This is a genomic window from Mycobacterium sp. 1081908.1 (assembly GCF_001673535.1).
Classification (GTDB): domain Bacteria; phylum Actinomycetota; class Actinomycetes; order Mycobacteriales; family Mycobacteriaceae; genus Mycobacterium.
Genome location: NZ_LZLY01000119.1, coordinates 1 through 25,455, shown reverse-complemented (window position 1 = coordinate 25,455; position 25,455 = coordinate 1). Strand labels below are relative to the sequence as shown.

Here is a 25,455-nt window from a genome sequence, read left to right as displayed (position 1 = left end):
TGTGCCCTCCCTAGCAACGTAGATCACGGCGTCGAAAAGCCATGGCTCCCAAGACGATCAGCGCGGCGTCGATGGCCAGCAGCCACAGCAGCGGCGCGGCGGTGAAGTCGGCGCCGACCCGCGGAATGTGGGCGAACGGTTCCAGGTCGAGCAGCCACTGCGGGAACCGGGCCAGCTCGCCGATCAGATAGATCGCGATGAAGGAGACCAGCACGCCCCACGCCACGGGGGTGAACCGCGGGGCCAGCCCGAACACCGCGACCGTGACGGCGGCCAGCACCCACACGGCGGGCAGCTGGACGGCCGCGGTGCCGACGACGATGGCCAGCTTGCCGCCGACGTCGCCGGCCGCGATGCCGTACACGAGGCCGCCGGCCACGCCGCTGACCAACATCGCGACCGCGGAACCGACCATGGCGGCCACCAAATGGCTTGCCAGCCAACGGGTTCGGGAGACGGCGCCGGACAGCGTGGTCTCGGCGCGCTGGCCCGTTTCCTCCTGATGCAGGCGCAGGGTGAGCGAGACGGCGAACGCGGCGGCCACCATGCCCATCATGGCGAACGCCACCGCGATGAACGCCTCCTCCAGCGCGCTGGTGCCTCCCATCCGCGCGACGATGTCGCGCGCGATGGTGCTACCGCCGAGCTCGTCGCCGATGCCGTGCACCACGCTGCCCATCAGCAGGCCGTACAGGAACAGGCCCACGGTCCACAGCACCAGCGCGCCACGGTCGAGCCGCCACGTCAGGCCGTCGACACCGCCCAGCCGCGGTCCGGCCCGGCCCGGACCGGGACGCTCGGCGATCAGCCCGGCGCCCACGTCGCGTCCGGCGAGCAGCCGGTAGGCCACCAGGGTGAGCGCCGCCGTCGTCGCCAGGTGCAGCAGCAGCACCCACCAGCGGTCGCCCGCGTAGGGCCGCACCTGCAGCGACCACCCCAGCGGCGAGAACCACGACAGCGTGCCGTCGCCGGCGTCGCCGACGGCGCGCAGCGTGAACGCCGTCCCCAACACCGCGAACGCGGTGCCGCGGGCGAAGCGGGCGCTCGGCGACAGCTGCGCGGCCACCGCGGCGACCGCGGTGAAGACGAGGCCCGAGCCGGCCAGCGCCGCGCCGAAGGCGAGCGACCCGCTCGGCGGGATGTCGGTGGTGAGCAACCCCGCCGCGCCGATCGCGCCGGTGGCGATCGAGGCCCCGAACGACAACAGCAGGGCCGCGCTCAGGCTGGCGTACCGGCCGACGGCGGTCGAGTCCACCAGTTCGGTCCGGCCGGTCTCCTCGTCGGCGCGGGTGTGCCGGATCACGGTGAGGATGACGGCCACCGCGATCAGGAGGTGGAACATCCCGGCCTTCCAAATGCCAACGGCGCCAACGCTATGGTTGTAGATCTGGCCGTAGAGCGCGCGCTGGGCCGGGCTGGCCATGATGGAGGCCGCGAACCCGGCGCGGGCCGTCTCGGTGGGGTAGACCTTCAGGACGCTGCCGACGTAGACGCTGGCCAGCGGCACCGACAGCAGCAGCACCCACAGCGGCAGCGAGACCCGGTCGCGGCGCAGGTAGAGCCGCAGCATTCCGAGCGTCCCGGAGAAATTCGAACCGGCCCCAGGCGCCGGGTGCGCCGGGCGGCGTGGCCGATCCAGGGTCGCGGTGCTCATGCCGAGACCTTGTCCGTGGTGTCGTAGTGGCGCAGGAAGAGTTCCTCCAGGGTCGGTGGCTGGCTGACGAGGCTGCGCACGCCGGCGTCGCCGAGGGCCCGGATGAGCTCGCCCAGGCTCTCGCTGTCGACCTGGGCGCGCAGCGTGTTGCCGTCGATGCTGACGTCCTCGACGCCCTTGATCCGCCTGAGATCGCCTGGGTCGCCGATCATTTCGGCCCTGATCGAGGTGCGGCTGAGGTGCCGCATGGACTCCAGGGTGCCGCTCTCGATGGTCTGGCCGGCGCGGATGATGGTCACCCTCTCACACAGCGCTTCCGTCTCGGCCAGGATGTGGCTGGACAGCAGGACCGTCGTGCCGCGGTCGCGCGCCTCGGCGACGCACTGCTGAAACACGTTCTCCATCAACGGGTCCAGGCCGCTGCTCGGCTCGTCCAGCAGGAGCAGCCGGGCGCGCGACGAGAAGGCCGAGATCAGGGAGACCTTCTGCCGGTTGCCCTTCGAGTAGGTGCGCGCCTTCTTGTGCGGGTCGAGGTCGAAGCGTTCGATGAGTTCGGCGCGACGGCCCTCGTCGATGCCCCCGCGCATGCGGGCCAGCAGGTCGATGGTCTCGCCGCCGGTCAGCGAGGGCCATAGCGTCACATCGCCCGGGACGTAGGCTATTTGGCGGTGCAGCTCGACCGCGTCGGTCCACGGGTCGCCGCCCAGCAACCGGACGCTTCCGCTGTCGGCCTTCACCAGGCCCAGCAGGATGCGGATGGTCGTCGACTTGCCCGCCCCGTTCGGCCCGAGGAAGCCGTGCACCTCTCCCGCACGCACCGTGAGGTCGAGGCCGTCCAGCGCGCGCACCGCGCCGAAGTTCTTGGTCAGGCCCCGGATTTCGATGGGTGCGACATTGTCAGCCGGCATGGGATTCTCCTTGATCTTCAGCTGCCAGGAATGCGTCGTACATGGTGCGATCGACCATCAGGCCCTCGGTGTAGAGCTCGAGCGCGGGCAGGATCATGTCCCGGGCGTAGTCGCGCAGGACCGCACGCAGATCGGTTGGTGTGTCGTGCATTTGGATGTAGAGCAGGAGGGCTCCGCCGCCGGTGATGCCGAGATATTTGGCCCTGGCTTTGGGGTCGCGGCTGGGTTTCACCGTGCCGGCCCGCACGCCCTCTTCCATGTATTGTTCGACATTGTCAATCATCCTCTGCCACAACATCTTCGCGAGGTCGCCGCCGGTCTGCATGCTGCGCACCAGGTAGGCCGTCATCGGGGCGAATTCCTCGATCTCGGCGAGCCGCGCGAACCAGGTGGCCGGGTCGTTCGACTTGATCGTCTCCGACTTGGTGTCGCGGATCTCTTCGGCGATGTATTCGTCGCAGGCGTTGCGTAGGCCTTCCTTGGAGCCGAAGTGGTGAATCACCAGGGCGGCGCTCACCCCCGCCGCTTCGGCGATGGCGCGCAGCCCGACGCCGAACCCGTGCTCGCCGAACTGCTCGATGGCCGCGTCCCGGATTCGGGCGGCGGCGGTCAGGTCGGCTGAACGCATGTTCAGTACACTAAACGCGCGTTCAGCCCCCCGTCAAGGAGGCGCGGCAGTGTCGCACGTCACGCCGCGGTCCACGCAACGATCGGTGCGCAGTCGCACTTCGAGGCCAGCGGTCGGCGACCCCGGGCGCCGAGGTTGCCGACAGAGGCGATCCCAGCCCCGCGGACCCAAAGTCCGACACGTTGCTATTCGGCAAGATCAAGCGACAGCGCTTCCACTGCGGACGACACTCGGCGCGTTATGGATTGGCGCAGGCCAGCCAATTCGACATCACTGACAAATTCTGAGAAGTCGGTCCTGAAACCGCAGTCGGCTCCTTACCCTTTCGGGCCTCGGCGAAAGTCCGCCTCAGCTCTGCCCCCCGGCGCCGAAGGCACCGGGGGCCCCGGTATGGCCGTCGGCGCCGGTGAAGTGGGGGTTGCCGCCGAGACCACCGGCGCCGCCGTAGCCGCCGGCGCCGCCGCTTGCCACACCGCCAATGCCGCCGCCGTTGCCGCCGTCGCCGCCGTTGCCGCCGACGCCGCCGTCTCCTCCGGGCCCGCCGGCGGCCCCGGTCGTGATAAAACCGCTCCCGAGGTCACCTCCGGTGCCACCGACGCCACCAGTGCCGCCGGGTCCACCGTCACCACCGCGCTCCTGGCCGAAACTGCCGCTGCCGCCAGCACCGCCATCACCGCCATCACCGGCAGCACCGCCGGTCCCGCCAGCACCGCCGAGACCGGCCGCGCCGCCGTCTTGGTTTGGCGATCTGGGCAGGCTGGCGGCGCCATTGCCCCCGTTCCCGCCGTGTCCACCGACGCCGCCGTTGCCGCCGGCCCCGCCGTCGAATCCCGGGCTTCCGGAGAAGCCGGTGCCGCCCGCGGCGCCGGTGCCGCCCGTGCCACCGCGACCGCCGGTGCCGCCCTTGCCGCCGTTGCCGCCGTCACCGGGGTTGCCGTCATGGCCTGTCGATGCCAGGGCCGCGCCGGGCGCGCCGCCTTCGCCGCCGTCGCCCCCATTGCCGCCGTTGTCGCCGGTGCCACCGGCGCCACCGAGGCCATTGGTGCCGGCGACGCCAGTGGCGCCATTGCCGCCGTTGCCACCCGCCCCGCCGTCGCCACCCGACCCGCCGTTGCCGGACCAGAATCCACCGGTACCACCGGCGCCGCCGTCGCCACCCTTGCCGCCGTCGGTGTCGGTGCCACCCGTGGAACCGTTGCCTCCGTTTCCGCCGTTTCCGCCGTTGCCCAAAACCCCGGCGCTGCCGCCGGCCCCGCCCGCGCCGCCTTGACCGCCAGCGATCCCGTTGCCGCCGTTGCCGCCGTTGCCGGCGTTGCCCCCGGTCCCGGGTCCGATGCTGCTGGCGGTGGAGCCGTGGGCGGCGTATACGCCGTTGCCGCTGGAGCCACCGGCACCGCCGGAACCGCCAAAGCCCGGGTTACCGCCATCACCGCCGTTGCCGCCCGCACCGCCTGCGATCGGGGTTTGGCCAAAGCCGAAGACGCCGGATCCGTTGCCGCCGTTACCGGCGTTGCCGCCGGCCCCACCCAGGGCACCGGCCCCGCCAGCCCCGCCGGCGCCGTGGGTGCCGGCAAGGCCTGACGATGCTAGGGCCTCGCCGCCCGCGCCGCCGTTGCCGCCGGCCCCGCCGGCCCCGCCGTTGCCGCCGTCACCGCCGAACCCGCCGGCCCCGCCGTCAAGATGCAAGGAACCGTCGGGAGCGTAAATCCCGGACCCGTCGGCTCCCGCGGCGCCGTCACCGCCGACGCCGCCCGAGCCGCCATTGCCACCGGTCCCGCCGGCGCCGCCGTTTCCGCCGTTGCCGGACACCGACCCGCCGTGGCCGCCGGCCCCGCCGTCACCGCCGGCGCCGCCCGTGCCACCTGTGCTGCCGGTGCCACCGTTACCGCCGGCGCCGCCCGGGCCTGTGGGCGAAGTACCCGTGCTGCCGGCGGCCCCATTGCTGCCGTTGCTGCCGTTGCCGCCGTTGCCGCCGTTGCCGCCGTTGCCCAGGATCCCGGCGTCGCCGCCGTGTCCACCTGCGCCGCCTTGACCGCCGGCGGTCGCGCCGTTGCCCCCGTTGCCGCCGTTGCCGCCGTTGCCCCCGGTCCCGGGGCCGTTGTTGCCGGCGGCAGTGCCGCCGTGAGTGTATGCGCCGTTGCCGCTGTAGCCGCCGGCCCCGCCGGCCCCGCCAAGGCCGGGGTCACCGCCGTTGCCGCCGTTACCGCCCGCTCCGCCGGCGAGGGATTGACCGAAGCCGAAGACCATGCTGGATCCGTTGCCGCCTTTGCCACCGTCGCCGGCGCCCCCACCCAGGCCACCGTTCCCGCCGACGCCGCCGGCGCCGTGGGTGCCGGCGATGCCTGATGACGCGAGGGCCGCCCCGGCCGCGCCGCCGTTGCCGCCGGTTCCGCCGGCGCCGCCGGCCCCGCCGTCACCGCCGTTCCCGCCGTCACCGCCGGCAGGCGAGAAGAATGAACCGGTTGCCCCACCAGCCCCGTTGCCGCCGTTGCCGCCGACACCGCCGCTGCCGCCAGCCCCGCCCATGCCGCCGTTTCCGCCGTTACCGGACAGCGACCCGCCGTGGCCGCCGGCCCCGCCGTCGCCACCAGCGCCGCCCGTGCCACCTGCGCCACCTCTGCCACCGACGCCGCCGTCGTTGCTGTCGTTGCCCGAGGAGCCTGGCGACGTACCAGCGGTGCCCGTTGCACCGGTGCTGCCAGCGGCACCGGCCCCGCCGTTTCCGCCGTTTCCGCCGTTGCCGACCCACCCGCCGTTGCCGCCGGCCCCGCCGCTGCCGCCCCGGCCGCCGGGGCCGAGCGCATTGCCGCCGTTGCCGCCGTTGCCGCCGTTGCCATCGGTTCCGCCCCCGTTCGTGTCGGGGTAGCCGCCGGCCGCGGTGACGATGCCTGAGCCGCTGTTGCCGTCGGCCCCGCCCACGCCCGGGTTACCGCCGTTACCGCTCGCGCCGCCGTTACCGCCGAAATAGCCGTCACCGCCGTTGCCGCCGTTGCCGCCGGCCCCACCCACACCACCGGCGCCGCGGGCCCCGCCGAGGCCGTGCGTGCCGGCATGGCCGGATGGTGCCAGGGCCGCGCCGGCCGCGCCGCCATCGCCGCCATTGCCGCCGTTGCCGCCCAGGCCGCCGTCGCCGCCCACGCCGCCGGCCCCGCCGGCCGCCACCGGAACGCCGGTGAACCTCGGACCTGCGGCGCCGTCACCGCCGTTACCGCCCGCCCCGCCGACCCCGCCGCTCCCACCGCGCCCGCCGGCGCCGCCGTTACCGCCGTTGCCCGACAGCGACCCGCCGGCGCCGCCGGCGCCGCCGGCGCCGCCATCGCCGCCATCGCCGCCCTTCAAGCCGTTTCCGCCGGTGCCGCCGTCAACGCCCGGGCTGGTTGCCGAAGCGGCCTGGCTGCCGGCCTCGCCGGTGGCGCCGACCTTGCCGTTGCCCCCGGCCCCGCCGTCGCCGCCGTTGCCGACCATCCCGCCGTTGCCGCCGCGCCCGCCGGCTCCGCCGGCAGCTCCGGGCGTGACCGCGTCGGCGCCGTTGCCGCCGACCCCGCCGGTGCCGCCGGTGCCGGGCATATGGCCCGCCGCGCCATTCGCGCCGTGGATGGCGCCGACGCCGCCGGCCGTTCCGCCAATCCCGGCGGCGCCGCCCGCGCCTGGGTCGCCGCCGTTCCCGCCGGCCCCGCCCGCGCCGGCCAAACCGGCATTGACGACGCCGTTGCCGCCGGCGCCGCCGTTGCCGGGAACCCCGCCGTCCCCGCCGTCGCCGGCGCCTCCACCGCTACCGGCGGTGCCGTAGAGATATCCGCCGTGGCCGCCCGCGCCGCCCCCACCGCCGTTGCCGCCGGCGCCGCCGTTGCCGCCGGCGCCACCAGCGGAGCCCGCGCCGCCCCTGGCACCATCGGCGCCGGCTCCGCCGGCACTTCCGTCGCCGCCTAGGCCGCCGATCCCGCCGTTGCCAACCAGCAGCCCGCCGTTGCCGCCGGCTCCGCCGTTGCCGCCGTTGCCTCCGTTGCCGCCGGCCTGCCCAGCGCCGTCGGGAGTCACCGGGTCGGCGCCGTGGGCGCCCGCGAACCCGGCGCCGCCGGACCCACCAGCACCGCCGTTCCCGAACAGCACGGCGCCGTCGCCGCCGGTCCCGCCGGCGCCGCCGCTACCCCCGGCGATGGCGGCGGACCCGCCGGTACCTCCAGCACCGCCGTTGCCGAATATCAGGCCGCCGCTGCCGCCCGCGCCGCCGCTGCCCCCAGGGCCGCCCGCGCCGCCGCTTCCACCGTTACCGAACAGAAAACCACCATTGCCGCCGGCGCCTCCGTTGAAGCCGTTGGCGCCACCGTTGCCGCCGGCTCCGCCATTGCCGACGAGCCCGGCGGCCCCACCGTTACCGCCGGCTGCTGCTCCGGAGTAGCCGGCGCCGCCGTTTCCGTAGAGCAACCCACCGGCCCAGCCGTCAGGGTGGGTGGCTGTCCCGTTAGCCCCGTCGCCGATCAGTGGGCGACCCAGCAGCGCCTCAGTCGGGGCATTGACCACGCCGAGGACGTTTTGCTGCAGCGTCTGCAACGGAGCGGCGTTTGCCGTCTCGGTCGCCGCGTAGGCTCCCGCAGCGGAATTCAGCGCCTGCACGAATTGGGCATGAAAAGCTTCCGCGCGAGCGCTCAGCGCGTGATAATCCGCGGCGTAGCTGCCGAACAAGCTCGCGATCGCCGCTGATACCTCGTCGCCGGCCGCGACCTGTACTTGCATGGTCGAGACCGCCGCCGACGTATGGGCCGCCCTGATCGCCTCCTCAACCCCGGATAGATCGCGCGCCGCCGTCGCCAAAACTCCAGGACTTGTGATCAAAAAGGACACCTGCGGCCCTTCGCTCGCACGAATTTCCGACAGCGCGAATCGTCGACCAATAACCACACGCAGGTACCCGTAGGCGACTACCTAATCTCCGGCTCCCGACACGCTTTGAACTACCCCATGCCGCGAGCGTAATTCGGCGCCAGGAACTACATTCATTACGTGACCGTCCGCTGGCCCTTAATCGGTCGGGGCGAGGAACTTCGGGTGGCCGCCGAGGCACTCGGCGCGGACGACTGTGGGGGCGTGCTGATCGTCGGTGATGCCGGCGTCGGCAAGACGAGGCTGGCCGAGGAAGCAGCGGCGGCGGCCGGGGCGCTGGGCTGGGTTGTCCACCGCGTCACCGCAAGCGTCACCGCGCAGTCAATCCCGTTGGGCGCCTTCACTAAATGGTCGAGCGCGAGCCACGAGAATCCGCACGACGCTGCCCATCAGGTGGTTGCGGCGATGACCGACGCCGATGCGTCGGGCCGGCTGCTCATCAGCATCGACGACGCGCACCTGCTCGACCACCTGTCGGCCTTCGTCGTGTATAGCCTGCTGCAACGCCGCAGCGCCAAATTGCTCATCACGGTCCGCGGTGGCGCCCCCATTCCCGACGCCGTGATGACGCCTTGGAAAGAAGGGATCCTTCGCCGCGTCGATTTACCGCCCCTATCCCAATCCGAAAGCGATGATCTACTTCGGGGTGCATTGCACGGACAGGTTAGCGGCGATTGTGCCGAGCGGTTTTGGGAATTGACACGCGGTAACTGCGCCTACCTGACCCACCTCGTCGTTCAAGAACGCGCAGCCGGCAATCTTGTCGAGAACGACGGCATGTGGAGTCTGCGTGCGGCTCCGATGGTGTCACCGTCGCTGCGTGATCTGGTGCAGATGCAATTCGGTGCTCTCACCGAGTCTGTGCAAGAGGTCGTCGATCTTGTCGCGGTCGCGGGGTCGATCAACCGGTCCCTGCTCAATTCGTTCACCGACTGCGAGGCATCGGCCGAGGCGGAGCGGCTGGGACTGATCCGCGCCGACGAATCAGCACCCGACGTCATCCGGATCGCGCACCCGCTGTATTCCGCTATCACGCTGGCACGGTGCGGTCAGCTGCGGCAGAGTCGGCTGCGCGGTCGGCTTGCCACCGCGATGGCCAGCCCGGACAACAATGCCCCGGTTGATCCCGCCCAGCTGGGATTGCTCTGGCTCGAATCAGACCTGCCGCCCGACGCGGGCATCTTGTTGGCGGGCGCGGAGGCCGCGCTGGCGCAACTCGATATCGAGTTTGCCGAACGCTGCGCGCGCGCCGCGGTCGGCGCCGGCGGCGGGATCGGGGCGAAGCTCCAGCACGCCTACTGCCTGTTCCTGCTCGGCAGGGGCGGCGACGCGCAAGCGGAACTGAGCCGGATCCGCCCGGATGAACTGCGCGGCACCGACTTTCTCAACGATTTCAGCCTGATGGCGATGAACCTCCTGTTCGGGTTCGCTCGGCCGGACGAAGCGGTGTGCCTGGTCGAGCGGGCATTGCAGGGCTCGACCGGGGTCCGCGCGCATCAGCTCAGCACGTTGCTCGGACTGCATCTGGGATTCACCGCCAACCCGATAGGCGCCCTCGATGCGTTAAACGCCGCCGATCCTCGGCAACTTGACAGCTACGGTGCCGTGGTCTGCTTGGGGATGCGGGTGTTCGCCCATGGGGAGCGCGGGCACCTCGGCCAGGTTCGCCGCGACGCGGCTAGCTCCTGGCGAATCCTGGACGACGCCCCTGACGCGTTCAACACGGCCAACCTCGTCAAGCTGCACACGCACGTGCTGGTACTCGCCGGCGACCTCACCGGGGCAAGTGAGGCGGCTCAACAGGCCTATCGCCGGTGCGCCAGGATGGCGCCCATGGCGCGCAGGCTCTGCTCCGCCAACGTCGGAATGGTGGCCCTGGCCGCCGGCGACCTTGCTACGGCTCGCCGGCGCTTGCACCCCGGCCAGCTGGATCTGGGCCAATTCGGGCTGATCATGGGCCACACGTACCGATACCAGGCTCACTACACGACGGCGCTGGCGCGATCGGGAAATGTCCAGGAGGCGGTGCTCGCGCTCGAACGGGCGGCCGAAGTTCGCCGCCCTCATCTTGCGTACCTCGAAGTCACCTACCTGCTGGCCCAGGCCTGGGTTGCGGCCGCGCAAGGACGGATCGAAGTCGCCCGGGACACGGCCGCGGAGGCCGGCTCCTTCGCCCGCCGGCAGGGCCTGTTGGCCAGCGAAGTCATGTGCCTGCAGACGTCGGTTCAGTTTTGCGACACCACCGTCGGTGACCGCCTGGCCGAATTGACCACCATCGTCGAGGGGCCACGCGCGCCGATCGCCGCGCGCTACGCGAAAGCGCTCGCCGACGACGCCGCGGCGGAACTCGAAGCGGTGGCCGCGGACTTTGAGTCGATGGGCGATCTGCTTGCCGCCGCGGACGCGGCCGCCCACTCGTCATCGGCCTACCGACTGGCCAACCGAAACGGCAGCGCCTTGACTGCCGGCGCTCGCGCCGAGGAGCTATCCCGACGTTGTGGCGGCGCGACGAGTCCGGCGCTCGCGGGGGCCAAGATTGCTTACCCATTCAGCCATCGCCAACGCGAGATCGCACTGCTGGTGTCGAAGGGTCTCACCAACCGGGAGATCGCGGCGGCCCTGTCGTTGTCCGTGCGTACCGTCGAAGGGCATATCTACCGCGCCACGTTCAAGGCCGGAATCGCTACTCGCGCCGAATTGGCGAAGCTGGTCCGGCAATTCGATCATGATGTTCCCGCCAGCGACTGATCATTGGGCTGGCGATTCTGATCGCGACTAGGGCTTCGGCGAGGGTCGCCGTACGTGGACTACCCGCTGGTCATGTCCGTTCCAAAGTTAGTTTCTAACTCGGTGTTGCATTCGCAATCGCCATCGAGGCGGTTTATGAACCTACTCGCGAATCACCAAGTCTCGGCGAAGGTTCCGGGTCTAACCCGCAGATGTGCGCGTGCCTCTTGGCTCGGTCGAATGCCGCGACTCGGCAGACTCAGCATCCGGTCGTGGCGGGTTGGTAGCGCTCCACGATGTCCGCTACTGCCAGACGAGCACACGTCACCGAGGCGGAGGAGCCAAACCATCCGAGCGGTGCCGTCGTGTCTCCCACGTCCTACGCCTTGTGAACCTCTACTGGGCCCTGGAAACCTAGCGAAGTACCCACCCCCGGGGTTGAATAGCGAGGGTCCGCATCTATCCTCTCGGACTCGAAGAAGTGGTCGCCAGATTGCGTCCGTGGTTGAGGACATGCGGAAGGGGGAGGGTCCGGAGATTTGGAACGCGGGGCCGATCCCGGCTACGCGATGCGGTTGAATCGTGACGCGCAGCTGAGTTGGTGCGGCAGGCCATGCCGATGATGCCCGCCGGTGCCCGCATCGTGTTCGTGACCAGTCATCAAGCGCACTTCTTTCCGGGTAAGCCGGTCCCCGACGGGTACGAACCGATCGCGGTAAGTAAATGCGCAGGCGAAGATGCGGTGCTCGCTGCCAAACCCGCTCTGGCAGAACACGGAATCGAACTCAGGTTGGTGCCTGGGGACATGATCGACGGAACCATAGGGTGCGACGTCGCCGCGGCTTCCGACGGCGGCGGTCGCGACGGTACTCATCGGGGCCGGTTCACGATGCGGCCGAACAGCTCCATGGCGGCCTCGTAAATGATTCTGGAAGAACATATCTCACGGCTGCGACATATCTGCACAGTCCTTTAGATCACGTGATCTAGCGTTCTTAAGCGACGGTCAGCTTCCCACTGGATAGTTGAATCGGACAGTCGGGTCTCGGGGTCCTAGTGTGTGCTCAGCGGCGGACGGTATGGCGTCACGCGACGAAGGGAATCTCGTGAATCCCGACACGTGAGACGACCCGAAATCCGACAACAGAGTCGGGCGCCGGATACGTTTCGACAAATGACACGAACATGAGACAACCCGCAGATGACATGCCGTGAGAAAACTCGCATACAGCCGGTCAGACCGTCGTGAAATGACATGGAGTCTGGAACCGACATCAAGAATGCGTAAAGGTTTGGTCGGGCGGCGAAACGCGTTGTGGCGTGGCCCTTCAGCGGGGGCCGGCGGGTTGCCAGGTCTGCATCGCCGCCTCGAGCTCCGGTTCTTCGAGCGCGCGAACCGGCAGCGGTGGCTGGTCGTGGCGATGACGGATGCCCTCGAGGAGGATGGCAACGTACCGTCGCCACAGCTCGGCGTCCACGTGCCCGGCGTACTCGCTCACGGTTCCCGCCAACAATCCGAAGATGGGCATGTCGGCGGGCGAAACCTCCGACCGGAGGTGTCCGTCGTGCTGCGCTCGTTCGACGAGTTCCGAAAGTCGCGGCAACAGCCGGACGCGGGCGGCCTCCACCCCGACGCCCCCTGCGGTCTTGCTGAAAACGATCTCGCGCATTCCCCGATCGGTCGCGGTGAGTTCGCACATTTGCTCGACGAACGACGCGAACCCCTGCCATGAGTCGTGGTGACGCAACGCCGTTTCGGCAAGGGCCACAAGCTCATTGAGGCCGTCTTCGAAGATCGCCTCGAAGAGCTCCTGCTTCGTGGGGAACCGCCGGTACACGGTTCCCACGCCCACGCCCGCGTGGTGCGCCACGTCGTTGAGCGTGGCCTCGAGGCCCCTGGCGGCGAACAGCTCACGGGCGGAGTCGATGACCCGCTGCCGGTTGCGCTCGGCATCTTTCCGCAGCGGGCGCCCCGCCACCTCGCATGAGCTCACCCGAAGGAGTGTAACCAGGGCAACATTCGACAAAGTGGATTGACTCTATCCACTTATCTGTTAGGTTGTCTACCTAGACCGCCGTCGGCAACGCTGAAAGGGCCCTACCTTGATTACCGTTCTCGAAATCGTCCTCGCGGGCCGCGGCCGGACGGCTGGGCCGAAGCGATGACCGGGTTCGTCAGGCGGGCGTGGCTGCCCGTGCTGGTCGCCGTCGCCGTCGCCGTCGGCGCCGTCAGCGTGATGCAGTTCCGCCAGATCTTCGGCTCCCACCCCGTTCTGGTGACACCGCGAGGTTCCTACGGCGCGGAGTCGTCCAACCCCAAGGTCGTCACGTATGAGATCTTCGGGTCGGCCCCGACGGCGGTCATCAACTATCTCGACCTCGACGGGCAGCCCCGGCGGGCCGTGGATACGGCACTGCCGTGGACGTTAACCTTGCGCACCACCACGCCCGCCGTCACGCCCGACATCCTGGCCCAGGGTGACGGCGAGACCATCACGTGCCGGATCACCGTCGACAACGTGGTCAAGGACGAGCGCACCGCCACGGGCGTGAACGCCGAGACCTTCTGCCTGGTGAAGTCGGCATGAGCACGGCGATGAACGAGGCGCCCACCGACGCCATGCCGGTCGCCCGTCATGCGGACCGGCCGTGGCTGCCTCGGACGATCCGGGCGTTGGCCGTGCCGATCATCCTGGCTTGGCTCGTCGTCATCGGCCTCCTGAACACCGTTGTGCCGCAGCTGGAAACGGTGGGCAAAATGCGGGCCGTATCGATGAGTCCCAACGATGCGCCCTCGATGATCGCGACGAAACGTGTCGGCAAGGTATTCCGCGAGTTCGACACGAGCAGTTCGGTGATGATCGTGCTCGAGGGTGACAAGCCGTTGGGCGAAGACGCGCACCACTTCTATGACCAAATGGTCCGAGAGCTGCGGGCCGACACCAAGCACGTCCAGCACGTCCAGGATTTCTGGGGCGATTCGCTCACCGCCTCGGCCGCCCAAAGCGCGGACGGCAAGGCGGCGTATGTCCAGGTATACATCGCCGGCGACCAGGGGGAGGCCCTCGCCAACGAATCGGTGGCGGCCGTCCGCGACATCGCCACGAGCGGCGCGGTGCCCGCCGGGGTGAAAGCGTACGTGACCGGGCCGGCGGCGATCACCGCGGACCAGAACGTGTCCGGCGACAAGAGCATGGAGATCATCGAGCTCGTAACGTTCGCGGTCATCATCGTCATGCTGTTGCTCGTCTACCGATCATTCGTGACGACACTGATCGTGCTCGCGATGGTGGTGCTGGGACTGTTGGGCGCACGGGGGTTGGTGGCATTCCTGGGCTACCACAAGGTGTTTGGCCTGACCACGTTCGCGACAAACTTGGTGGTGACCCTTGCCATCGCGGCGGCGACCGACTACGCCATTTTCTTGATCGGCCGATACCAGGAGGCGCGCAGGACCGGTCAAGACCGAGAATCGGCGTACTACACCATGTTTCACGGGACGGCGCACGTCGTGGCGGCTTCGGGCCTGACCATCGCCGGGGCGACCTTCTGCCTGCACTTCACCCGCCTCCCGTACTTCCAGACGATGGGCATCCCCTTGTCGATCGGCATGGCGATCGTGGTTGCCGCGGCCCTGACGTTGGGTCCCGCGCTGATTTCGGCGTGCAGCCGATTCGGCAAAGTGCTTGAGCCGAAACGATTGACGCAGGCGCGCGGGTGGCGCCGGATCGGCACCGCGACGGTCCGGTGGCCCGGCGCGATCCTGGTCTGCGCGGTCGCACTGTCGCTGGTCGGCCTGCTCACCCTGCCCGGCTATCACACCATCTACAACGACCGCATCTACCTACCGGGCGAGGTACCGGCGAATGTCGGCTACGCGGCGGCCGATCGGCATTTCTCCCAGGCCACGATGAACCCGGACCTGATGATGATCGAAACCGGGCACGATTTGCGGAATCCGGCCGATTTCCTGGTGATCGACAAGATCGCGAAAGCCCTTGTCCGCGTTCACGGCATCGCCCAGGTGCAGACCATCACCCGGCCGGACGGAAAGCCGATCAAACATTCCACGATCCCGTACACGATCAGCATGAACAGCACCGGCCAGATCATGAACAACGACTACACGCAGACCACCTTGGCCAACACCCTGAAACAGGCCGATGACATGCAGGTGACCATCGACTCGATGGAAAAGATGCAGGACATCACCCAGCAGATGGCCGCGATCACCCACAGCATGGCCGCCAAGATGACGAAGACGAGCGCGGATGTGCAGGAATTGCGGGACCACATGGCCGATTTCGACGACTTCTTCCGGCCAATACGCAGCTACTTCTATTGGGAAAAGCACTGCTTCGACATCCCGGTGTGCTGGTCGCTGCGTTCGGTGTTCGACGCCCTCGACGGGATCAGCACCATGAGCGACGACCTAGCGGACCTGGTGCCGGACATGCAACGCCTCGACGCGGTGATGCCGCAGATGGTCGCGCTGATGCCGCCGATGATCGAATCGATGAAAAGTCAGAAACAGATGATGCTCAACCAGTATCAGGCCCAGAAGGCGCAGCAGGACCAGACCATGGCCATGCAGGACAACGCCACGGCGATGGGCCAGGCGTTCGATGCGGCCAAGAACGACGACTCGTTCTACCTGCCGCCGGAGGCTTTTGACACCGCTGATTTCAAACGCGGCATCAAGTTGTTCATTTCCCCCGACGGTCATGCGGTGCGGTTCACGATCATTCACCAGGGTGACCCGTTGACAACGGAGGGCACCTCCCGTGCCGAACCGCTGAAAACTACGGCGGCAGATGCGATCAAGGGAACTCCGCTAGAGGGCTCGACGGTCTACCTGGGTGGCAGCGCGGCCATGTACAAGGACATGCAACAGGGCGCCGACTACGACCTGCTGATTGCCGCCGCCGCCGCGCTGATCCTGATCTTCATCATCATGGTGATCCTCACGCGCGCCGTGGTGGCGGCGGGAGTGATCGTCGGCACCGTGGTGCTGAGCCTGGCGGCGTCCTTCGGGTTGTCGGTGCTGCTCTGGCAACACCTCGTCGGGATCCCGCTGCACTGGATGGTCCTGCCGATGTCGGTCATCGTCTTGCTGGCCGTCGGCGCGGACTACAACCTGCTGCTGGTGTCGCGCATGAAAGAGGAGATCCACGCCGGGCTGCACACCGGCATCGTTCGCGCCATGGCCGGCACCGGTTCGGTCGTCACGTCGGCGGGCCTGGTGTTCGCCTTCACCATGATGTCGATGGCGGTCAGCGAGTTGATCGTGATCGGTCAGGTCGGAACGACCATCGGCCTGGGCCTGCTGTTCGACACCCTGGTGGTGCGCTCGTTGATGACACCGTCCATCGCGACGCTGCTCGGCCGCTGGTTCTGGTGGCCCCAGCACGTGCGGTCGCGACCAGTTCCCCAGCCTTGGCCCCAGCCGTCGCGCCACCGGGCCCTTGACATGCGGCCGTCATGATGTCGGCGCCCGAGCTAGTCGCGGACCGCGGCCAGCAGCCCGTCGCCGAGCGGCACCAGGGCGGGCGTGAGCCGCTCGTCCTCGGCGATGAGCCGGGCCGCCTCGCGCACCGCGGTCACCTCGGCGTCGCGGGCCGCGGGATCGCCCGCCCGGCCGCCCAGCGCCGCGCGGTGCACCACGATGACGCCGCCGGACCGCAGCAGCCGCACGCCCTCGACGACATAGTCCGGCTGGTCGATCGGGTCGGCGTCGATGAACACCAGGTCATAGGACTGGTCGGCGAGCCGGGTGAGCACCTCCTGGGCACGGCCGCCGATCAGCCTGGTGCGCGACGGCCCCACGCCGGCGTCGGAGAACGCCTGTTTGGCGATCCGCAGATACTCGGGCTCGATGTCGATCGTGGTCAACACCCCGTCGTCGCTCATGCCCGACAACAGCCAGAGCCCGCTGACGCCGGCGCCGGTGCCCACCTCCGCGACGGCCTTGCCGCCGCTGAGCTTGGTCAGCAGGCTCAACAGCGCCCCGACCGCGGGCGTCACCGCCGCGGCGCCGATCTCCACGGCCCGTTCGCGGGCGGCCGCCAGCAGCGCGTCCTCCGATATGGACGCCTCGGCGTGCGCGCACAGCGAATCGGCTCGACTGGGGGCCGCCTGGTCGGGGGTTTTTTCGTCGGTGCCGTCCATGCCCGCAGCGTATTCCAATTCGGGGCGCGGTCGGGCAGGCGCGCCTTAGCCGGACCGCCCGGACACGCCCGGAGCCCGCGGCGCGACGAAGCTCACTCGCCGACGGATTCGCCCTGCTCAACGCGAGTAACGATCTGGTTTCTCAGCCAAACCTCAGATTGCTCCTATGCCCCGCATACGCCGATGGGCGACGGTATGCATATGGAACGCGGGGTGCGGGGGACCGGGAATACAAATCGCCGGAATGGGAATACACGCTGGGAACTCCGCGTTGACGCGGTCGATGAGCTGTCGAGCTTCGACGGCAGGCCAATTCTGGAGGATCCAATCACCACAGCGCTTTTGAGCCCGACCACCATGTCTCACGCCCAGGACTGCCGGGACGACGAATGGGTGGAGACGACGGACGCGTTGCAGGGCACCGCGGTGTTCGACGCGACCGGGGACAAGGCGACCATGCCGTCGTGGGACGAGCTGGTGCGGCAGCACGCCGACCGCGTCTACCGGCTGGCCTACCGGCTCTCCGGCAACCAGCAGGACGCCGAGGACCTCACCCAGGAGACCTTCATCCGGGTTTTCCGTTCGGTGCAGAACTACCAGCCCGGAACCTTCGAGGGCTGGCTGCACCGCATCACCACCAACCTGTTCCTCGACATGGTGCGCCGGCGCGCCCGCATCCGGATGGAGGCGCTGCCCGAGGATTACGACCGGGTGCCCGCCGACGAGCCCAACCCCGAGCAGATCTATCACGACGCGCGGCTCGGGCCCGACCTGCAGGCCGCGCTGGACTCGCTGCCGCCGGAATTTCGCGCCGCGGTGGTGCTGTGTGACATCGAGGGCCTGTCCTACGAGGAGATCGGCGCCACCCTGGGCGTCAAGCTCGGCACCGTGCGCAGCCGCATCCACCGCGGGCGTCAGGCGCTGCGCGACTACCTCGCCGCGCACCCGCAACAGGGCGACGCGGCGCCGGCCAAGTCGGCCTAGCGGCCCGCGCACTTCCAGATCGCCAGTCTTGGCGGGGACGTCCACCGCCCGATGGCGAATTTCGGCCGCGAATCGTGGGGTTTTGCGGGCCGTACGGGGGGTGTCGGGGGCCCGGCCGCGCTACATTCGAATTATGCGCGGCTTAGAAATCTTAGAGTTCCCCGAAGGGATGTGGTGATGGCCGACCGGGGAGAGGTGTTTCGCCGCGCGTTCTCCTGGCTGCCCGCCCAGTTCGCTTCCCAAAGCGACGAACCCGTCGGCGCGCCCCGCCGGTTCCGTTCCACCGAGCATCTGTCCACCGAGGCCATCGCCGCGTTCGTCGACGGTGAGCTGCGGATGAACGCGCACCTGCGGGCGGCGCACCACCTCTCCTTGTGCCCGGAATGCGCGGCCGAGGTCGAGGATCAGAGCCGGGCGCGCGCCGCGCTGCGCGACTCCCACCCGATCCGCATCCCCAGCAACCTGCTCGGCCTGCTGTCCGAGATCCCGCACTATCCGTCGGACGACGACGCCTCCGAGCGTGATACGCGCGACCAGCGTAAGCGCCGATAATCGCCGCACCCGTGGATACTAGGGTGGACAACCACAGCGCCGCCGCGCCGCAACGCGCCTCGTAAGCGGCCCTGTCTCGAGCGCTCGAGAAGAGAATCCAAAGGGGTAACGTGACCTCCGACGGCAACGACACCGGAAACGCGGACAGCAGGGGCGGCAACCGCCTGGCGCCGCGTCCCATCTCACGGCCACCGGTCGACCCCGCCTCGCGTCAGTTGTTCAGCCGCCCCGCCGGGCAGCAGGGCTCGTTCGTGGCCGAGCGCGTGCGCCCGTCGAAGTACCGCGACGAGGGCGAATTCGCGCCCCACGACCAACCGGCCGACCCCGTCCTCGAGGAGGCCTTCAGCAAGCCCGCCGGAACCGCGGACACGCTGCAGCGCCACCCGATCGATGCCGGCGCGCTGGCGGCCGAGCAGGACGGCGCCGAGCCGGAGGGCGCCGAAGACCCCTGGCGCGACCCCGCCGCCGGGGCCGCCCTGGGAACCCCGGCGGTGGCGCCGGCCCCGCCGCAGGGCGTGCCCGGTTACACCGGCAAGCTCGGGGTGCGCGACGTGCTGTTCGGGCGCCGGGTGTCGTACCTGGCGCTGGCCGTCCTGCTGTTGATCGCGCTGGTCATCGGCGTGATCGGCGGCGTGATCGGGCGTAAGACGGCCGAGGTCGTCGAGGCGTTCACCACCTCGAAGGTGACCCTGGGTACGCCCGGCAACGGCGAATCGCCGGCGGGCCGGTTCGCCAAGGTGGCGGCCGCGACCGCCAACGCCGTGGTGACCATCGAGTCGAAGAGCGACCAGGAGGGCATGCAGGGCTCCGGCGTCGTCATCGACGGCCGCGGCTACATCGTGACCAACAACCACGTGATCTCCGAGGCGGCCAACAACCCGAGCCAGTTCAAGACCACCGTGGTGTTCAACGACGGCAAGGAAGTGCCCGCCAACCTGGTGGGTCGCGACCCGAAGACCGACCTGGCGGTGCTCAAGGTCGACAACGTCGACAACCTGTCCGTGGCCCGGCTCGGCGATTCCGACAAAGTGCGCGTCGGCGACGAGGTGCTCGCCGCGGGTGCACCGCTGGGGCTGCGCAGCACCGTGACCCACGGCATCATCAGCGCCCTGCACCGCCCGGTCCCGCTGTCGGGGGAGGGCTCCGACACCGACACCGTCATCGATGCCCTGCAGACCGACGCCTCGATCAACCACGGCAACTCCGGCGGCCCGCTGATCGACATGGATTCGCAGGTGATCGGCATCGACACCGCGGGCAAGTCGCTGTCGGACAGCGCGAGCGGGCTGGGCTTCGCGATCCCGATCAACGAGGCCAAGCAGGTCGCGCAGACGCTGATCAAGGACGGCAAGATCGTGCACCCGACGCTCGGGGTCAGCACCCGCTCGGTGAGCAATGCGATCGCCTCCGGCGCGCAGGTCGCCAACGTCAAGGCGGGCAGCCCCGCGCAAAAGGGCGGGATTTTGGAGAACGACGTGATCGTCAAGGTCGGCAACCGAAAGGTCGCCGACGCCGACGAGTTCGTCGTTGCCGTCCGGCAGCTGACCATCGGCCAGGACTCGCCGGTCGAGGTGGTCCGCGACGGCCGGCACGTCACGCTGACGGTGAAACCGGATCCGGACTAGGGGTTCGATGTTCTCCAATCTCAGCTGGGAACACATCCTGGTGCTCGTCGTGGTCGGGCTGGTGATCCTCGGGCCGGAGCGCCTTCCCGGCGCCATCCGCTGGACGTCCACCGCGCTGCGGCAGGCTCGTGACTACCTCAGCGGCGTGACCAACCAGCTGCGCGAGGACATCGGACCCGAGTTCGACGACCTGCGCGCCCCGCTGTCCGAGCTGCAGAAGCTGCGCGGCATGACGCCGCGCGCCGCGCTGACCAAGCACCTGCTGGACGGCGACGACTCGTTCCTCACCGGGAATTTCGACGGGCCGGCACGGCCCGTCAACGGCGTGCCCGCGAAGGCTGCCGAGCCGGCGCAACCCGAGACGCGCGTTTCCGGCCCGGCGCCGTTCGACACCGACGCGACCTGACCCCGGAGCGCCTCAGTGGCGCGTCGGGTCCAGCCCCAGCGACACGCCCGCCAGCCCCCGCTTTCGCGACGACAGGGCGTCGGCCACGCCGCGCAGTTCCTTGCCGACCGGGGAGTCCGGCGCGCTGAGCACGACCGGGACGCCGGAGTCGCCGGCGGCCACCAGCGACGGGTCCAGCGGGATCTGGCCCAGCAGCGGCACGTCGGCGCCGACCGCGCGGGACAACCGCTCGGCGACCTGCCGGCCGCCGCCCTCGCCGAACACCTGCATCGTGGTGCCGTCGGGCAGCGTCAGCCCGGACATGTTCTCCACGACGCCGACGATGCGCTGGCGGGTTTGCAGGGCGATGCTGCCGGCGCGTTCGGCGACCTCGGCCGCGGCCAGCTGCGGGGTGGTCACCACCAGGATCTCGGCGTTGGGGATCAGCTGGGCGACCGAGATGGCGACGTCGCCGGTGCCCGGGGGCAGGTCGAGCAGCAGGACGTCCAGGTCGCCCCAGTACACGTCGGCCAGGAACTGCTGCAGCGCCCGGTGCAGCATCGGGCCGCGCCACACCACCGGGGTGTTGCCCTGGGTGAACTGGGCGATCGAGATGACCTTCACCTCGTGCGCGATGGGCGGCAGGATCATCGACTCGACCTGCGTGGGCCGGTCGGTGGTGCCCATCATCCGCGGGATGGAGTGGCCGTGGATGTCGGCGTCCAGCACGCCGACCGACAGCCCGCGGGCGGCCATCGCCGCGGCCAGATTGACCGTGACCGTTGACTTCCCGACGCCGCCCTTTCCGGACGCGACGGCGTAGACCCGGGTCAGGGAGCTGGGCTGGGCGAACGGGATGACCGGCTCGCGGGCGTCCCCGCGTAGCTGCTTGCGCAGCTCGGTGCGCTGCTCGTCGCTCATCACGTCCAGGCTGACCTTGACCGCGCCGGTGCCGGGCACGTCGGCGACCGCGGCGGCGACCCGCTCGGTGATTTCGGTCTTCTTCGGGCAGGCGGCGGTGGTCAGGTAGATCTCCACGTGCACGGCGCCGTCGGCGTCGACGTCGACGCCCTTGACCATCCCGAGTTCGGTGATGGGACGGCGCAATTCGGGGTCGATCACCTTGCCCAGGGCGGTGCGGATGGCGGCAGCTAGATCGGTGGTCATCACCGCCGAGTGTAGGCGTGCGGGAGGGGCCGCCGGTTAGCCGGCCGGACCGGGCTTGGGCGATCCCGAGGCCTGGGGCCCGGCGGCGGGGCCGGCAGGCGGGGCGGCGTTGGCGGGCGGCGGCCCGAACGCCGGTTGCCCGAAGGGCGGCGGCGCCGGGTTTTGCGAGCCGATGCAGATCAGGGTGCAGCCGGGCAGTTGCGTGGGCGCCTGCTGCGGCGGGGGCGCCATCCACGGGTACATCGGCTGCTGGCCGGTGGGCGGCGTCCCGCTCAGGTCGATCAGCGGTGTCCGCGCGAAGAAGTCGTCCGTCGGGAGGCCGACGACGTTCATCGGCAGGCCGGGGCCGAGCCCCTCCGGGTTCTCGTCGTGCGCGTTGCCGAGCGGCGGCGGCGGCCCGGTCATCGGCGGCAGGTCGACGGGGACCACGCCGGTGGCGTACGCGGCGGCCCAGCCCAGCACGTTCTGCGCGTAGGCCATCGAGTTGTTGTAGCGCAGTATCGCGGACATCACCTGCGACGGGTCGCGCAGGTTCAGCCCGCCGCTGCACAGGTAGCGGGCCGCCGCCAGGGTGGAGTCGAACAGGTTCTGCGGGTCCGCCGTCCCGTCGCCCTTGCCGTCGGAGGCGTAGCGCGCCCAGGTGCCGGGCAGGAACTGCATCGGCCCCATCGCGCGCGCGTAGGTGGGGCGGTTGCCGGTGCTGCTCTGCAGGATGACCTCGTTGCCGGGCAGCGTGCCGTCCAGCGCGGGGCCGTAGATCGGGACGACGGCGGTGCCGCGCGCGTCCACGGCGCCGCCACTCGCGTGGCCCGACTCGATGCGCCCGATGCCGGCGAGCAGGTTCCAGCTGACCCCGCAGCCCGGGGCGGCGACGGCCATCTTCTGTTCGGCGCTGCGGTACGCGGCCAGCGCGACCGACGGAATGCCAAGCGCGCCAGGCGCATTCACGACCATTGGGGGAGGCGGCGCGGACGGGGCGGCCTCGGCGATGTGGAACGCGGTCGGCGCCCGGTCGATGGCGAAGACGACCGGACCGGTGGTGTCGGGCGCGGTCGGCGAGACCGCGGCCACCGGGAATATCGCGGTGTCGCGCACGGGCATGACCTGGCTGTGCACCGCTGGGGCATGCCCGGGGAATGCGGGCGCCGCACCGCCGACCGCTCCGGCGAAGACCAGGGGGGTGATGACGGCAACGCCGAACGCCGGCGATTTTGTCAGGCGGGGACGCTGCCGCTCGGCCGCGGCGGGGCGTTTACCCCAGCGTCCCGCAATGCGCACTCAACGGTCCTAAGGTCGGGAAACTACCTGCTTAGCTTCGTGAACCAGATCACAATACATAACCCCCGTGACGGGAGTGGCGCAATGGGGGATTTGATAATTACCGGGATTTCTTAGCCGTCGGCTCCCAGTCGTCACCCGCCCCCACGGCCTTTCCGTCCGCGCCTTCCGGCAACAACTCGGCCAGCATAGAACGCAAGTCCTCCAGCTCGTGGCGCAGGTACTCGCGCGTGACGACCTCGCCGACGGCCAGCCGCAGCGACGCCAGTTCGCGGGCCAGGTACTCGGTGTCGGCCTTGGTCTGGGCGGCGCGACGGCGATCCTCTTCGAGCGCGACGCGGTCCCGGTTCTCCTGCCGGTTCTGCGCCAGCAGGATCAGCGGCGCCGCGTAGGCGGCCTGCGTGGAGAAGGCGAGGTTCAGCAGGATGAACGGGTACGGATCCCAGCGCAGCGCCGCCGCGAAAACGTTCACCAAGATCCAGGCGACCACGATGATCGTCTGGATCAGCAGGTAGCGCCCGGTGCCGAAGAAACGCGCGACGGACTCGGTGATCTGCCCGACGGATTCGGGGTCGACGCGGGGCGAATACCGGCGCGACGTCCGGGGGGTGTACAGCCGTCGCGGAGCCGTGGACTTGCTCACCCGGACCCTCCCAGTCGTCGTTCGATTCGGCCGGTGGTGTCCAGCTGCTGCACGTCCACCCGCCAGTCGTGCGGGAGCAGGTGGTCGAGCAGGTCGTCCACGGTCACCGCGCCCAGCAGGTGGTTCTGGTCGTCGAGCACGGGCCCGCACACCAGGTTGTAGGCGGCGAGGTAGCGGGTGACCGCCCCGAGCGGGGTCTCCGGCGTCAGGGTGAGCAGGTCGCTGTCGACGATCCCGCCGACCAGCTCGGCCGGCGCTTCCCGCAGCAGCCGCTGCAGCGGGATGCAGCCCAGGTAGCGCCCCGTGGGGGTGGCCGTCGGCGGGCGCGCCACGAACACCATGGACGACAGCGCCGCGGTGAGGTCGGGGTCGCGGACCCGGGCGAGCGCCTCGGCGACCGACGTGTCCGGGGTCAGCACCACCGGGTCGGAGGTCATCAGGCCGCCCGCGGTGTCCGGCGAGTGGGTCAGCAGCCGGCGCACCGGTTCGGACTCGTCGGGGTCCATCCGGGTCAGCAGCATCTCGGCGTCCGTCGGGTTCAGCACGCCCAGCAGGTCGGCGGCGTCGTCGGGATCCATCTCCTCGAGCACGTCGGCCGACCGGTCGGTGCCGAGCTGGGAGAGCACGTCGGCCTGATCCAACTCGGGCAGCTCCTGCAACACGTCGGCCAGCCGGTCGTCGTCGAGCGCCTTGAGCACCTCGTAGCGCCGCTTGGGCGGCAGCCCGCGGATCACGTCGGCCACGTCGACCGCCTTGCGCCCCTCGAACTGGTCCAGCAGCTGGGCCACCCCCTGGCCGGGCAACGCCAGCGCCGACGGGGTCAGGCCCTGGACGTTCTGCCAGTCCACGACGTGCACCGGGCCGCGCCGTCCCAGCCGCCGCTGCGTGCGGACGGCGACCCGGGTGACCAACCAGTCGCGCGTGCGGATCTGTTCGATGCCCAAGTCGGTGATGACGACGTCGAGGCCGGCCAGCTCCGGCAGTTCGGGATCGTTGACCTTGACGACGGTGTCGAGCACCTGGCCCATGGCCAGCACCTCGCCCGGCCGCTGCTCGAAGTGGCGCAACGACACGCTGCCGGTGTTGAGCGTCACGGCGTTGGGCTCGATCGCGGCGACCCGCAGCATCGGGATGAAAATGCTGCGGCGCGTGGCCAAATCGACGACCAGCCCCAGCACCCGGGGCTGCTGGCGGACGATGCTGATGGTGATCACCACATCGCGCACGCGGCCGAAGTTTTCGCCGAGTGGACCCAACACCAACATTCGCGGGAGCCGCGCGACGTACACCCTGTTGACCGGACCCATGCCAGAGAGCCTATTCAGCCGCCGCGCGGATGGCAGGCTGCGATGCCCCCTTTGTGGCGAGTCGCCCCTAACGGGAACGGATGCTGAGCATCGCGACGACGAAAAACACCGCCAGGGTTCCCGCGCCGATGACGATGCCCGTGACCGCCAGGCCGTAGCCCTCCTGGCGGGTCTGCTTGATCTGGTTCAGCGCGACCACGCCCAGCACGATGGCCACGATCGAGCCGATGGCACAGCAGAGGAAGCCGCTGAACGAGGAGATGAGCGACGCGATCGCCATGCCGTTGGTCCCGGACTGGACCCGGTAGTCCGGGGTCGCGTAGTAGCCGCCGGGATAGGACGGCGGCCCGTAGCCGGGCGGCGGGTAGGGCGGGGCGCCATAGCCCGGCGGCGGCCCGTACACCGGGGGCGGTCACGGGCATCGTCATCGGCGCGGGAACCCTGGCGGTGTTTTTCGTCGTCGCGATGCTCAGCATCCGTTCCCGTTAGGGGCGACTCGCCACAAAGGGGGCATCGCAGCCTGCCATCCGCGCGGCGGCTGAATAGGC

At 69.8% G+C, this 25,455-nt stretch carries 17 protein-coding genes and 2 pseudogenes; 8 read left to right on the top strand and 11 right to left on the bottom strand.

Annotated elements, in window-relative coordinates:
* Positions 1-10: 10 nt before the first annotated feature.
* From A5655_RS18640 to A5655_RS18625, 4 genes are all read right to left on the bottom strand, one after another.
* Positions 11-1,654, bottom strand: coding sequence for an ABC transporter permease (locus tag A5655_RS18640; protein WP_156764929.1), 1,644 nt, complete (start codon positions 1,652-1,654; stop codon positions 11-13).
* The gene (locus A5655_RS18635) at positions 1,651-2,562 is read right to left on the bottom strand and encodes an ABC transporter ATP-binding protein (RefSeq protein WP_067012462.1); all 912 of its coding nucleotides are present in this window, start codon (positions 2,560-2,562) and stop codon (positions 1,651-1,653) included. The genes A5655_RS18640 and A5655_RS18635 overlap by 4 nt, the downstream gene beginning before the upstream one ends.
* A complete protein-coding gene (locus A5655_RS18630; RefSeq protein WP_067012460.1) occupies positions 2,552-3,190 on the bottom strand; it encodes a TetR/AcrR family transcriptional regulator in 639 nt (212 codons plus the stop codon). The genes A5655_RS18635 and A5655_RS18630 overlap by 11 nt, the downstream gene beginning before the upstream one ends.
* Before the next feature lie 348 nt (positions 3,191-3,538).
* A complete protein-coding gene (locus A5655_RS18625; protein ID WP_082978736.1) occupies positions 3,539-8,032 on the bottom strand; it encodes a PE family protein in 4,494 nt (1,497 codons plus the stop codon).
* A 159-nt stretch (positions 8,033-8,191) separates the two neighbouring features.
* Between A5655_RS18625 and A5655_RS18620 the strand changes: the two genes are divergently transcribed.
* Both A5655_RS18620 and A5655_RS18615 read left to right on the top strand, forming a co-directional pair.
* Entirely contained in the window at positions 8,192-10,819 is a 2,628-nt protein-coding gene (locus A5655_RS18620) for a helix-turn-helix transcriptional regulator (protein WP_067012455.1), read from the top strand.
* Positions 10,820-11,328: 509 nt separating this feature from the next.
* A pseudogene (locus A5655_RS18615) lies at positions 11,329-11,621 on the top strand (short chain dehydrogenase); the annotation flags it as partial.
* A gap of 505 nt (positions 11,622-12,126) precedes the next feature.
* On the opposite strand, the gene A5655_RS18610 reads toward A5655_RS18615, so the two are convergent.
* Entirely contained in the window at positions 12,127-12,792 is a 666-nt protein-coding gene (locus tag A5655_RS18610; protein ID WP_067012453.1) for a TetR/AcrR family transcriptional regulator, read from the bottom strand.
* A gap of 168 nt (positions 12,793-12,960) precedes the next feature.
* Here A5655_RS18610 and A5655_RS18605 point away from each other — a divergent pair, with 168 nt between their 5' ends.
* Together A5655_RS18605 and A5655_RS18600 are read left to right on the top strand one after the other, a co-directional pair.
* A complete protein-coding gene (locus tag A5655_RS18605; RefSeq protein WP_067012451.1) occupies positions 12,961-13,386 on the top strand; it encodes an MmpS family transport accessory protein in 426 nt (141 codons plus the stop codon).
* Positions 13,383-16,283 (top strand): RND family transporter, encoded by a 2,901-nt coding sequence (locus A5655_RS18600; RefSeq protein WP_067012449.1) that lies wholly within the window; start codon positions 13,383-13,385, stop codon positions 16,281-16,283. Before A5655_RS18605 ends, A5655_RS18600 begins: the two co-directional genes overlap by 4 nt.
* A gap of 14 nt (positions 16,284-16,297) precedes the next feature.
* Here the strand turns inward: A5655_RS18600 and A5655_RS18595 are convergent, their stop codons facing one another.
* Positions 16,298-16,966: an O-methyltransferase gene (locus A5655_RS18595; RefSeq protein ID WP_067012447.1), complete on the bottom strand. Its 669-nt coding sequence runs from the start codon at positions 16,964-16,966 to the stop codon at positions 16,298-16,300.
* Positions 16,967-17,167: 201 nt separating this feature from the next.
* Here A5655_RS18595 and sigE point away from each other — a divergent pair, with 201 nt between their 5' ends.
* From sigE to tatB, 4 genes are all read left to right on the top strand, one after another.
* Complete coding sequence (gene sigE / locus A5655_RS18590; protein WP_067012665.1) at positions 17,168-17,950, top strand: RNA polymerase sigma factor SigE; 783 nt, start codon at positions 17,168-17,170, stop codon at positions 17,948-17,950.
* 177 nt (positions 17,951-18,127) lie between these two features.
* The gene (gene rseA / locus A5655_RS18585) at positions 18,128-18,502 is read left to right on the top strand and encodes an anti-sigma E factor RseA (RefSeq protein WP_067012663.1); all 375 of its coding nucleotides are present in this window, start codon (positions 18,128-18,130) and stop codon (positions 18,500-18,502) included.
* 110 nt (positions 18,503-18,612) lie between these two features.
* Entirely contained in the window at positions 18,613-20,127 is a 1,515-nt protein-coding gene (locus tag A5655_RS18580) for a S1C family serine protease (protein ID WP_067012445.1), read from the top strand.
* A 7-nt stretch (positions 20,128-20,134) separates the two neighbouring features.
* Positions 20,135-20,533: a Sec-independent protein translocase protein TatB gene (gene tatB, locus A5655_RS18575; protein ID WP_067012443.1), complete on the top strand. Its 399-nt coding sequence runs from the start codon at positions 20,135-20,137 to the stop codon at positions 20,531-20,533.
* 12 nt (positions 20,534-20,545) lie between these two features.
* Here tatB and A5655_RS18570 read toward each other — a convergent pair whose 3' ends face one another.
* The 5 genes and pseudogenes from A5655_RS18570 to A5655_RS18550 all read right to left on the bottom strand — a co-directional run.
* Positions 20,546-21,679 (bottom strand): Mrp/NBP35 family ATP-binding protein, encoded by a 1,134-nt coding sequence (locus A5655_RS18570; RefSeq protein WP_067012441.1) that lies wholly within the window; start codon positions 21,677-21,679, stop codon positions 20,546-20,548.
* A gap of 36 nt (positions 21,680-21,715) precedes the next feature.
* A complete protein-coding gene (locus A5655_RS18565) occupies positions 21,716-22,957 on the bottom strand; it encodes a lytic transglycosylase domain-containing protein (RefSeq protein ID WP_156764927.1) in 1,242 nt (413 codons plus the stop codon).
* Between the two features lie 100 nt (positions 22,958-23,057).
* Entirely contained in the window at positions 23,058-23,600 is a 543-nt protein-coding gene (locus A5655_RS18560) for a DUF1003 domain-containing protein (protein WP_067012439.1), read from the bottom strand.
* Complete coding sequence (locus A5655_RS18555) at positions 23,597-24,907, bottom strand: magnesium transporter MgtE N-terminal domain-containing protein (RefSeq protein ID WP_067012437.1); 1,311 nt, start codon at positions 24,905-24,907, stop codon at positions 23,597-23,599. Before A5655_RS18555 ends, A5655_RS18560 begins: the two co-directional genes overlap by 4 nt.
* Positions 24,908-24,974: 67 nt before the next feature.
* Positions 24,975-25,319: pseudogene (locus tag A5655_RS18550) on the bottom strand (DUF4190 domain-containing protein); the annotation flags it as partial.
* Positions 25,320-25,455: the final 136 nt, after the last annotated feature.

What these genes read in the sequence shown, in the direction of transcription:
- A5655_RS18640 (WP_156764929.1), bottom strand. Translation starts at nt 1,654, where the DNA reads ATGAGCACCGCGACCCTGGATCGGCCACGCCGCCCGGCGCACCCGGCG.
- A5655_RS18635 (WP_067012462.1), bottom strand. Translation starts at nt 2,562, where the DNA reads ATGCCGGCTGACAATGTCGCACCCATCGAAATCCGGGGCCTGACCAAG.
- A5655_RS18630 (WP_067012460.1), bottom strand. Translation starts at nt 3,190, where the DNA reads ATGCGTTCAGCCGACCTGACCGCCGCCGCCCGAATCCGGGACGCGGCC.
- A5655_RS18605 (WP_067012451.1), top strand. Translation starts at nt 12,961, where the DNA reads ATGACCGGGTTCGTCAGGCGGGCGTGGCTGCCCGTGCTGGTCGCCGTC.
- A5655_RS18600 (WP_067012449.1), top strand. Translation starts at nt 13,383, where the DNA reads ATGAGCACGGCGATGAACGAGGCGCCCACCGACGCCATGCCGGTCGCC.
- A5655_RS18595 (WP_067012447.1), bottom strand. Translation starts at nt 16,966, where the DNA reads ATGGACGGCACCGACGAAAAAACCCCCGACCAGGCGGCCCCCAGTCGA.
- sigE (WP_067012665.1), top strand. Translation starts at nt 17,168, where the DNA reads ATGGAACGCGGGGTGCGGGGGACCGGGAATACAAATCGCCGGAATGGG.
- rseA (WP_067012663.1), top strand. Translation starts at nt 18,128, where the DNA reads ATGGCCGACCGGGGAGAGGTGTTTCGCCGCGCGTTCTCCTGGCTGCCC.
- tatB (WP_067012443.1), top strand. Translation starts at nt 20,135, where the DNA reads ATGTTCTCCAATCTCAGCTGGGAACACATCCTGGTGCTCGTCGTGGTC.
- A5655_RS18570 (WP_067012441.1), bottom strand. Translation starts at nt 21,679, where the DNA reads ATGACCACCGATCTAGCTGCCGCCATCCGCACCGCCCTGGGCAAGGTG.
- A5655_RS18555 (WP_067012437.1), bottom strand. Translation starts at nt 24,907, where the DNA reads ATGGGTCCGGTCAACAGGGTGTACGTCGCGCGGCTCCCGCGAATGTTG.